This is a genomic window from Pedobacter sp. 01T416_2 (assembly GCF_056398925.1).
This window is the reverse complement of sequence record NZ_JBFTQI010000514.1, coordinates 1-8,911: the sequence shown is the minus strand read 5'-3', so window position 1 is coordinate 8,911 and position 8,911 is coordinate 1. Positions and strand designations below refer to the sequence as shown.

Sequence of the window (8,911 nt, the reverse complement as noted above, 5' to 3'; positions counted from 1 at the left end):
CTTTACATCGAAACAGCCTTAATTGGTTCGTCTTTAACATCTCTCCCATTACACTTCACCGCAGGCCTATCCCCCTTTACCTTTCTCTCACGCTGCCCTTTTCCCACCTTCGCAGGTTGGTCCCCTTGAGGCAAAATTCCCCTGCTCGATTCTCCTATCTTTTTCAGTTCCTGGCGGACAATACCCGCCACCTCTTTTTTAACCCTCTTATAATTCTCCTCCACATCAATTCCTGTAACATTAGCCACTACAGGTATCGGCACATAACCTGCCTCCTCCCTAGCAATAGCCTCATGATCATTCTGGATCTCCCCATGAAACATCTTCAGTTTGATCTTCTCGTTTGGACTATCAGCCACAATCCCCGCAAACTCTCCCGATGAAAAAGTCGCAATCTTCGATGCCGGAACCGCATAATCCATCTGTGTCGATTTAGAAATAGAAGTATCCGAACTGTTGATGCTCATGCTCTGCCGATCCTGCATAATCTTCCCAAAAGTCTCCGCGAATTTCTTCGCACTGTCACCTGAAACCTGGCCACTGATGATATTGGCACAGATCCCCAAGATGATCTCCGCCTGTTCCGCACCATACTCCTTTTTCACCYGCTCAATGCTCTGGATGCCCAGCGTACAGGAAATCAGGTTCGACCTGCCCGTCGAAATCGTGGTGATCAGATTGGCCACCAGCGTAGGATATTCATCGAAGATCAGGCTGCATTTGCTTTTCCCTTTTTTATTGATCTGTTTCAGCATCCTGTTCACATACAGTGAAAGCACCGCCCCATAAGTATCGATCTTCTGCGGATTGTTGCCCATGCATACAATCTTGGGCTCGTCGGGATTATTGATATCCAGCGTAAAATCGTTTCCTGTCAGCACGTAATACAGCTGTGGCGATGCCAACCTTGCCAGACCGATCTTGGCCGAGGCAATCTGTCCCTCCAGCTGCGCCTGGGCATTGTTCTGAAGCGCCGAGATAAAAGGATTGATCAGCACCTTGATCTCCTCCTGCTGCTGCAATACCGCAAACAGCGGATCATAATCCGCCTGCATCAGCTCGATCACATGGGGCAAAGTGCAATACTTCCCATTTTCGTATTTGCGTAAATACCAGATAATAGCCGTTAAAAAATTGATCGGTGATTCCACAAAAAAGTCCCCTTGTTTTTTCAACCAGTCCCGGTTCAGGCCCATCATGATCGTACGGCTGGCCTCGGTCGCATCGGTAATGTCCTCCATAGCCTGCGGATCCAAGGGATTACACCTATGCGTACGGTTTAAATCCTCAAAATTGATGATGTAAAATGAAGGGACGACCTTATAATTCTGCTGGTACTTCAGCAGCTTATTATAGGCCATCTTGGTCAGGTCATCGAACTTAAAATCATATAAAAATAGGCAGAAACCCTTTTTGATCTGCTGATCAATAATATGGCGGATCACAAAATAGGTTTTACCCGCACCACCAGAGCCCGATACTAAAATGCTTCGAAAAGGGTTCACACAGTTGATCCAGCCATCCCTCACCTCTCCCTTTAGGTGGTATTTTGTCGGCAGGTTAAAAGAATATTCGTTTTCAAGCAGCCTTTCCTCCTGCGGAAAAGTTTCGTTCTCGCTATTGAATATGTCCTTTTGCATCCTGTCTTTGATCAACCTCGAAAGTTCAGTACCGCCTTTCAAAAGCAAAAGGTATCCTGCACCAAGAAACGCCATATAAAGACAGACAAAAACATCCGGTGGAAAATGGAACAGGAAACAGATCCCACTTGAAAAATAAACCATTAACCCAATAGCAATCTGTAAAAGGATGGGCTTTAACTTCAGCTCCTCTGATTTTTTGCCTTTGGCCCCGATTAGTGAGATACCCAAAAAAAGCAGTACCACAGCCTTGGTCAACAGCGGATGCCGGAACATCTCCAGTTTTGCAAAATTGAAAAACAGGCGATCTGTGATCATTGTGCTTAAGTTCCATTCCCTGAAAGCTTGGTAACCATAAATGTAAATATGCATAGTTAGGATCACCAAACTGATCAGCCTGGTCATGTCCAGTATCTTGCGCAGCCCCTGCGTATCTTCCCCTGTATTCATCAATTATAAATGTTGCTGTAGTTTTTTCCTGCGTTTTTTCTTTTTAACTGTCGGCTGCATAAAGCCCTGGTCGGATCTGGATAGTACCATATCGAGGTAACCTGTCTTTTGAGGCATTTCTAAATGACTTTTTTCAGTGCTATCGTTATAAATAAAATGTTTGCGTGGCATTTTCCTCCAGGTTTTACCGAGCTGTGCTACCGGAATGTCACGATCTCCGAAAGCCCTTAGGAGTGAAGCCGCACTATAGACCTTTCCAAGGTCACTGCCGTTGAATACCGATTTTGTGCCATGGTCAATAAAAGTGACCCCATAAATCCTTCCCTGCTGATTTCTTCTAAAATCAGCGGTCACTCCAATCTCTTTTAAAGCCAACTCAAAACCTGTTTTCGTGATGGACTGGTAACCGTCAAATAGCCAATCGATCTTATCCTTTAACGCTTCTCTAAAAATTTTCCGGTCTCTTGTGTTTTTATCAAAGCGCTTTTCAATATTATCAAAGGTTGGTCGAGCATACATTGCACTCGCCTTTAACGGAATGCCAATTTTATTTCCATTATCATCCAGAATAGAATAAATCAGACCGCGTTTCTGGTACATCACCGAATCTTCCGCTCCCCTATCCGCGGTAATATTAAAAGCCTTTAATGCCGCATTGAACTCAGGAAAAGAGCTGTACCTATACTGCTTCATCACCGCGGTAACGATATTACTGATGGTCTTTTTCGTTGGGCCTTCCCCATAAACCGCTGGTTTTATCTTTGGGGAGTTATCCAGCGACCTGCCCCCAGCAACCTTCAGGTTATATTTCTGCTCAATGGACTTCCTTGCCTGTTCCGAGCGTCTATAACCGATGCCGTGGATGTCGATCCTGCTGCCATCTGGTCTGATATTGGTTGTGCCGATATGTACATGCGGATGGTGGGTATCCTCATGCAGGTACACCAGAAAGGGTTGTTCGCCAAAACCGATCTGCTCCATGTACTCTGAAACAATGCGCTGTAGCTTTTCGCTGTCCAATTGGTCCGATGGGTGGAAATTCAATGTAATGTGCAGCGCATTGGTTTTGACCGATGGGTTCAGCATCGTGCGTTTGTTAAAACGCTCTGCTTTTTGCACCAGCTTAAGTTTATCGATATCCCCAGCAAAAGCACTGGCCATAAAAAGTATCGCTTCTCCCTTTTCGACCTTATTCTCGTTATAGATCAGGATCCCCCTGATGTTTTTTCCGCTGACGATTTTTGCAACCACTTATGCGCTAGTTTATCGGTGATCTCCAGTAAGCGTTCAATTTTGATTTCGATCTTTTCATATAATTCTTTTGTCCGCTCCACATAAAACATCCTTGCAGCTTTGCTCTGGCTGGTGTGAAAATGGTAGGTCTGCTGGTTGATGTTGATGCCAATGTACCTGATTTCTTTTCTGATCATGGCCAGTTCTTCCATCGGCCCGTTCATGGAAATATCCCTGTGAAAAATCTGTACGGGCTCCTGCATTAGTATCTTTCGAGCCAGTTGTGAAAGCCCCTTGCAGTCACTACTTTTTTGCATTTTATTTAGCCTCTTGAGGGTCTGTTCGTCTACCCTGATGCGGATGTAATGTTTGAGTTTTTCTTCCTCTTTTTTGATCTTGGGTCTTGGCATTTTATTGTCGCTTTAAGGCTTACGAGTTCCGAGTAAGCCTCCAGCCGTTAGGATGGCAAGATATTTTTGTCCCACAAAAATCCATCTTGCTGCGAACCCGCGTTTGCCAAAAAGCACCTTAACGACACGTATTTATTGATTAGCTATTGTTCTTCCTGAGTTTGGGATCTGAGATGAAAGAAAGGCAAACAGGTCCTGAGCGCTTGCCTGATCCGGATCAATACCAAAAGTTGTGGAGTAGTCATTTTTAAGCATACAATTGAGTTAGCCTGTATAGGAAAAACTTTACGCATTTCACGCCACGAAATTGGGATCTAAACGCTTTAATCTTTGCATTGAATGATTCGGCAGAAGCATTGGTCGATCTGTTATCAAAATAATTTAGAATAGTCGGATAGTGATTCTGAATCGACCTGGCAATGGTATTAAAAGCTTTAAAGGTGGACTGCCTTACCTTTTCATGCCATTTAGCTAATTTTGCCAGGCCAAATACTTTTTCGGTCGTCTTATCAAATATATGGCTGAGCTCCATACTCAAGGAATAAGCTACCTTGAGGTCCGGATATCTTTCAAATAGCAAATCCGCCCGCTCTTTTTGACTTGTCGTCCAGTCAAAAGCTTTTTTATACAGTACATATCTGCTCCTTGCCAGAAGCTGTTTCAGGGTATCGCCATTACTAAATACTTCAGCCCGAAATACTTTATTGGTTTTTCTAGCGATTTCAATTGCATCGTTTTCCCTATCAATTGCATCCCAGCGATGCTTGATCCTGATTTCCTGTACAGCTTCTGTAGCTAGTTTCTGAACATGGAAACGATCGGTGACCCTTATGGCCTTAGGAAAACATTTTTTAGCAATGAGTTCCATGTTTCCAGCCATATCCAGTGTGATTTCAGAAACTTTTCTGCGCTCTTTTTCTGGTATTTTGTGAAGTACTGAAATAACTGCTTCAGCTTTGGTGCCCGCAACAATAGCCACAATTGACCCTTTTTTACCCTTGGCTGCTTTGTTGGTGAGGATGGTGTAAAGTTCGCCATGGGATAGGCTGGTTTCATCAATGGATAGATGCCTACCGAGGTTCTCCGGATACAGAAGCCATTTATCTGCGTGGCTCTTTTGATCCCAGGACTTAAATTCGCTTAGATAATCACGGTAATGTCGGAGTAGCTTTCTTCCGTCCACACCGTAGAACTTACTAATTGTATGGATATCATTCGGCTGGGTATTGATTGATTTCTTTTAAAAAAGCCGCGAATTCCCCTGTCATTCGCGTTCCTTTTTCTATTAAAGTCCAATTACGGTAAATCAACTCATTACTTTGGGTATTGATCCATCGGCGACGCTTGATATGATAAAAAACTTTGTGGCCGCGTATTGGAAAATCCTGAACGGTAATCTCTGGAAAGAAGCCTTTTGAATGCACTTTTATAAACTCAAGTTCTGACTGTAGGTTATTAATTTCCTCTAAGTGGATATGGATGACACCGGTAATAGTAAAGTTTGCTAGTATAAAATCTGGTAAGAACAATTTAAGTAAAGAGGCTGCAGGGGAAGTCATATAAAGTGAAATAGTAAAATGCAAAGCTATTTGTTTTTACCGTCCTCCACAACTTTTGGTATTGATCCGAAGATTGTGCGGATTGCTTTCCCTGGAGCATAAAAAAAGCACCAATCTTAATTAGATTGATGCTTTTCAGTAGCCCGTAGGGGAATCGAACCCCTGTTTCCAGAATGAAAATCTGGCGTCCTCACCCCTAGACGAACGGGCCATTAAATATTAGAGTGTCTTTCAACTCTTCGGTAGCGGGGACACGACTCGAACGTGCGACCTTCGGGTTATGAGCCCGACGAGCTACCAACTGCTCCACCCCGCACTCTCATGTATTTTTAAGGGAAATACCAACCTTCAATTTTGCAGTGTTGAAACTGATAAAAAAAACCGCTCAGCTTTTGTAGCGGTTTCGTAGCCCGTAGGGGAATCGAACCCCTGTTTCCAGAATGAAAATCTGGCGTCCTCACCCCTAGACGAACGGGCCATTAAATTAGAGTGTCTTTCAACTCTTTGGTAGCGGGGACACGACTCGAACGTGCGACCTTCGGGTTATGAGCCCGACGAGCTACCAACTGCTCCACCCCGCACTCTATACAACTCGTTTTTTTCTTTGAATTAAATCCTTAACTCTGTTTCCGAATTGGAATGCAAAGATATAATTCGTTTCTTTGTGCTGCAAATTTTTTTTAAAAAATATTTTAATGGCGCATAAAGCAGGTTTTGTTAGTATAATAGGTAAACCAAATGTAGGTAAATCTACCCTCATGAATGTGCTTGTAGGCGAGCGACTTAGCATTATAACTCCTAAGGCACAAACCACAAGACACCGCATTTTAGGTATCGTAAATGAAGAAGAATATCAGATCGTTTTCTCTGATACTCCCGGTATAATTAAGCCAAAATACAGTTTACAAGAGAGTATGATGAGCTTTGTTAACGGATCTTTGACCGATGCCGACGTACTTTTATTCGTAACCGACATCAACGAAGAGCACGATGAGGGAGACGTTATGGAGAAAATTCTGAACCGTAATATCCCTACAATTGTCCTCATCAATAAAATCGATAAAGCATTACAAGAACAGGTTGATGAGAAGATTGCCTACTGGCAGGAGAAGTTAAATCCGGTTGCTATTTATGCAATTTCGGCTTTGCATAAACACAATGTCGACGGATTATTGGACCGCGTGCTCGAAATGTTGCCAGAACATCCACCATATTACGACAAAGAAGATTTGACCGATCGCTCAGAACGTTTCTTTGTTTCGGAGATTATCCGCGAAAAAATCTTCCTTAATTATCAGAAAGAAATTCCTTACAGTACCGAGGTAATTGTGAAGAGTTTTAAAGAAGAGGAAATGAAAAACGGTAAAGGTGCATTGATCAGGATTACTGCAGAAATTGTGGTCGAACGCGATTCGCAAAAGAACATTCTAATCGGTACAGGTGGAAGCATGTTGAAGAAGGTAGGTACCGAAGCACGTTTAGAGATTGAGAAATTTTTAGACAACAAGGTTTTCCTGGAGATGTTTGTGAAGGTAATTCCCGATTGGCGAAGTAAAAAGAATTATTTAAAAAGCTTCGGTTACGATAATTAATTTCGATTTTTAGGATATGAAGATAAATTTAACGTTTCTCTTATTGCTGATCGGTACAGCAGTTTTTGCCCAGGAATCAAACAATGGTAAAAAATTGTGGGCAAAATCTATCCTGAACGAAAAAGCGCCAGACCTGGTTGTTGAAAAATGGATTTCAAAACAGCCCGATACCAAAGGGAAGTTTGTACTGATCGATTTTTGGGCAACCTGGTGCGGACCATGCAGGGCATACATCCCTACATTAAACGATATTCAAAAGAAATATGCCGATAAAATTGTAATTATTGGTGTTTCTGATGAAGCAGCAGAAAAAGTAGAAGCTTTTAATAATCCTAAAATCAACTATTTTGAAGCCGTAGACACTAAGGGGACAGTAAAAGACTCACTTCAGGTTAAAGGTATTCCACATGCTATTCTTATCGATCCGAAAGGAATTGTTAGGTGGGAGGGCTTCCCTTTATTACAAGGAAATCAATTAACAGAAGAGGTAATAAAAGGACTTTTAGAAAAGTATAAAAATTAATATTAATGGAGGTTACGAAAATTAACCTTACCTTTGCAGCCCGAAATAAATCGGTTAGTAGTTGATAGTCAATGGCTGATAGCCAAATAGTTTGAGCAGCTTGCCTAAACATCACGACCATTAACTATAAGCCATTAACTATCAAAAGAACACCATGAGTAATATTATAGCCATCGTAGGCAGGCCAAACGTAGGCAAGAGCACCCTTTTTAATAGATTAACCGAAAGCCGTAAGGCGATTGTAGATGATATCAGCGGGGTAACCCGCGATAGGCACTATGGAGTGGGTGAGTGGACAGACAGACAGTTTACAGTAATCGATACTGGTGGTTATGTAGCCAACTCAGAAGATGTTTATGAAGCCGCCATCCGCGAACAGGTAATGATCGCCATCGAAGAAGCCAGTGTATTAATCTTTATGGTGGATGTAACCACAGGCATCACCGATTTAGATGATGATATTGCCCAGGTACTGCGCAGAAGTAATAAACCTGTTTATGTTTGTGCAAATAAAGTAGACAATACCGCTTTATATAACGAAATCCATACTTTTTATGGTTTCGGATTAGGCGAAGTATATGCATTATCATCAATGACGGGTTCTGGAACCGGAGAGTTGTTGGATGAGATTGTTAAAAATTTCGAAGATATTCCGGAAGAAGAAAATCAATTGCCTAAGATTACCATTGCAGGTCGTCCGAATGTGGGTAAATCTTCTCTGGTTAATGCATTAATTGGTAAAGAGCGTAATATTGTTACCGCCAATGCAGGTACAACCCGCGATTCGATCAAAATTCATTATAACCAGTTCGGTCATGAATTTATGCTGATCGATACTGCCGGATTGCGTAAAAAAACCAAGGTTAAAGAAAACTTAGAGTTTTATTCGGTAATGCGTACCATTAAAGCTTTGGAAGAAGCTGATGTTGTGGTATTAATGATCGATGCAGTAGAAGGAATCGAAAGTCAGGATATCAATATCTTCCACCTGGCCGAGAAGAACAAAAAAGGGATCGTAATTTTGGTAAACAAATGGGATTTGATCGAAAAAAATACACAAACGATGAAAGCTTTCGAAGAGCAGATTCATGAGCGTATCCGCCCGTTTACCGATGTCCCAATTGTATTTACTTCGGTATTGAACAAGCAACGTATCTTCAAAGCAATTGAAGCGGCTTTAGAAGTTTATAAAAACCGTAGCAAGAAAATCCCTACATCTAAATTGAATGATGTGATGTTGCCACTGATCGAGAAATTCCCACCACCGGCATTAAAAGGAAAACACATTAAGATTAAATACATCACGCAAATTAATGCTACTTCGCCAATGTTTGCCTTTTTCTGCAACTTGCCACAGTACATTAAAGATCCGTATAAACGTTTCATCGAGAATAAATTAAGAGAAAACTTCGATTTTTCTGGTGCACCGATCCAGATTTATTTCAGACAGAAATAGGTTTGAGGTTGAAGATTTAAAGGTGGAAGGCGTAGGGCCAATATGCCT

8 protein-coding genes and 4 tRNA genes are annotated in these 8,911 nt (G+C 42.0%); 3 read left to right on the top strand and 9 right to left on the bottom strand.

Features of this window, described 5'->3' with window-relative positions; translation table 11 throughout:
• Positions 1 to 2: 2 nt before the first annotated feature.
• The 9 genes from mobC to AC1DPQ_RS19265 all read right to left on the bottom strand — a co-directional run bounded on the left by mobC (position 3) and on the right by AC1DPQ_RS19265 (position 5,873).
• Positions 3 to 2,090: a conjugal transfer protein MobC gene (gene mobC / locus AC1DPQ_RS19305; RefSeq protein WP_477610572.1), complete on the bottom strand. Its 2,088-nt coding sequence runs from the start codon at positions 2,088 to 2,090 to the stop codon at positions 3 to 5.
• Between the two features lie 3 nt (positions 2,091 to 2,093).
• On the bottom strand, positions 2,094 to 3,341 hold the full coding sequence (locus AC1DPQ_RS19300) for a relaxase/mobilization nuclease domain-containing protein (RefSeq protein ID WP_477585542.1): 1,248 nt from the start codon (positions 3,339 to 3,341) through the stop codon (positions 2,094 to 2,096).
• Positions 3,296 to 3,733, bottom strand: coding sequence for a plasmid mobilization protein (locus AC1DPQ_RS19295; RefSeq protein ID WP_477585541.1), 438 nt, complete (start codon positions 3,731 to 3,733; stop codon positions 3,296 to 3,298). The genes AC1DPQ_RS19300 and AC1DPQ_RS19295 overlap by 46 nt, the downstream gene beginning before the upstream one ends.
• A 247-nt stretch (positions 3,734 to 3,980) precedes the next feature.
• The gene (locus tag AC1DPQ_RS19290) at positions 3,981 to 4,916 is read right to left on the bottom strand and encodes an ISAon1 family transposase (RefSeq protein ID WP_477586076.1); all 936 of its coding nucleotides are present in this window, start codon (positions 4,914 to 4,916) and stop codon (positions 3,981 to 3,983) included.
• Between the two features lie 28 nt (positions 4,917 to 4,944).
• Complete coding sequence (locus AC1DPQ_RS19285; RefSeq protein WP_477610571.1) at positions 4,945 to 5,316, bottom strand: ISAon1 family transposase N-terminal region protein; 372 nt, start codon at positions 5,314 to 5,316, stop codon at positions 4,945 to 4,947.
• Between the two features lie 115 nt (positions 5,317 to 5,431).
• Positions 5,432 to 5,503 (bottom strand) — tRNA-Glu (locus tag AC1DPQ_RS19280).
• A gap of 32 nt (positions 5,504 to 5,535) precedes the next feature.
• Positions 5,536 to 5,608, bottom strand: a tRNA-Met gene (locus AC1DPQ_RS19275).
• A 90-nt stretch (positions 5,609 to 5,698) separates the two neighbouring features.
• Positions 5,699 to 5,770 (bottom strand) — tRNA-Glu (locus tag AC1DPQ_RS19270).
• Positions 5,771 to 5,797: 27 nt separating this feature from the next.
• Positions 5,798 to 5,873: transfer RNA gene (locus AC1DPQ_RS19265), tRNA-Met, on the bottom strand.
• A gap of 114 nt (positions 5,874 to 5,987) precedes the next feature.
• On the opposite strand from AC1DPQ_RS19265, the gene era reads away from it, so the two are divergent.
• From era to der, 3 genes are all read left to right on the top strand, one after another.
• Positions 5,988 to 6,884 (top strand): GTPase Era, encoded by an 897-nt coding sequence (gene era / locus AC1DPQ_RS19260; protein ID WP_477582717.1) that lies wholly within the window; start codon positions 5,988 to 5,990, stop codon positions 6,882 to 6,884.
• Between the two features lie 16 nt (positions 6,885 to 6,900).
• A complete protein-coding gene (locus AC1DPQ_RS19255; protein ID WP_477582719.1) occupies positions 6,901 to 7,407 on the top strand; it encodes a TlpA family protein disulfide reductase in 507 nt (168 codons plus the stop codon).
• A 154-nt stretch (positions 7,408 to 7,561) separates the two neighbouring features.
• The gene (gene der / locus AC1DPQ_RS19250) at positions 7,562 to 8,863 is read left to right on the top strand and encodes a ribosome biogenesis GTPase Der (protein ID WP_057931453.1); all 1,302 of its coding nucleotides are present in this window, start codon (positions 7,562 to 7,564) and stop codon (positions 8,861 to 8,863) included.
• The last annotated feature ends 48 nt before the right edge of the window (positions 8,864 to 8,911 follow it).

Bases quoted from the DNA above. Each gene is read 5' to 3' on its own strand.
- era (WP_477582717.1), top strand. From the start codon at position 5,988: ATGGCGCATAAAGCAGGTTTTGTTAGTATAATAGGTAAACCAAATGTA.
- AC1DPQ_RS19295 (WP_477585541.1), bottom strand. From the start codon at position 3,733: ATGCCAAGACCCAAGATCAAAAAAGAGGAAGAAAAACTCAAACATTAC.
- AC1DPQ_RS19255 (WP_477582719.1), top strand. From the start codon at position 6,901: ATGAAGATAAATTTAACGTTTCTCTTATTGCTGATCGGTACAGCAGTT.
- der (WP_057931453.1), top strand. From the start codon at position 7,562: ATGAGTAATATTATAGCCATCGTAGGCAGGCCAAACGTAGGCAAGAGC.